Raw genomic sequence first — 1,205 nt, 5'->3', positions numbered from 1 at the left:
TGTCCGCCGTTCCGCCGCCCTGCGGCCGCACCTTCGATGGCGGGATCAGCGGTTCGGCGATCTCCCACAACCCGTCCGGAACAATCCAACTCCACACACCCCGCCCCATACCCAGGTCAACGACACCTCACCACATAGGACACGGTCTAAGAGGTCGTTTTCGTCCGATGTTTCATCCCGGGATGGGGCGTTTGGTGGACGTTTTCGGGTCGCGCCAGGAGATGGTGTTCTCGCCGGTGAGGCGGCGGGCCATGAGGTCGGTCATGGCGAGGTTCACCAAAGCTTCGGAGCGGGTGGGCAGGGTTTCGTAGTCGCGGGCCAGGCGCCGGTGGAGCATGAGCCAGCCATAGGTCCTCTCGACCGCCCACCGCTTCGGGATCGGGGTGAAACCCCTGGTCCCTGGCTTGCGGGCGGTGATCTCCATGTCGATGCCGAGGGTCGCGGCATGCTCGACGAGATGCTGGCGGTAGCCGCCGTCGACCCACACCTTGCGAACGGTGGGGTGCTCGGCGGCGACCTGGTCCAGGAGCTGGGTGCCGGCGACCGAGTCCTGCACGCTGGCTGCGGTGACCAGTACGGCCAGCAGGAGCCCGAGGGTGTCGGTGACGATGCTCCGCTTTCGTCCGACGATCCCCTTGCCCGCGTCGATGCCCTGGCCGGCGGCAGGGACACTGGTGGAGGTCTTGACGCTCTGAGCGTCGATCACACAGGCCGACGGTTCGCCGTCCCGTCCCCCCTTCTCCCGCAGGAGTTTGCCTGAGCAGGCCGTTGAGCTGGGCGAACACGCCCTCGTCCGCCCATTTGGCGAAGTACCCGTAGACCGAGTTCCAGGGCGGGAAGTCGTGTGGGAGGTAGCGCCACTGCACGCCGGTGCGGTCCACGTACAAGATCGCGTCCATGATGTCCCGCAGGTCGTGTTCGGGCGGCCGGCCGAAGTCCAGGGCCCTGCCACGGCGTTCGAACCGCCAGGCCGAGAGCACCGGCTCTATCAACTCCCAGCGGGCATCGGACAGATCACTCGGGTAAGGACGTCGTTTTGCCATGCTTCCGGCGTACCGCGACAGACCGAGTGCGCCCAGGCGCACACCCACGACGATGGAAGCACGTGACAGCCACAGCCCGACATCCTGGGATGAGACAGGAACAGGTCGCCTTCCATCCCATCGGCCACATCACGCGCCCCAGAGACATCGACCACCTTCTCA

Annotated in this window: 2 pseudogenes; both read right to left on the bottom strand. The window is 66.2% G+C overall.

What is annotated here, in order from left to right:
- Positions 1–109: pseudogene (locus tag ACZ50K_RS37910) on the bottom strand (IS5/IS1182 family transposase); the annotation flags it as partial.
- Between the two features lie 63 nt (positions 110–172).
- Positions 173–1,043, bottom strand: a pseudogene (locus tag ACZ50K_RS37905) (IS5 family transposase).
- Between the last annotated feature and the right edge of the window lie 162 nt (positions 1,044–1,205).

This window comes from Streptomyces sp. NPDC033845, from assembly GCF_055576225.1.
This window is presented reverse-complemented; position numbering and strand designations above follow the sequence as displayed.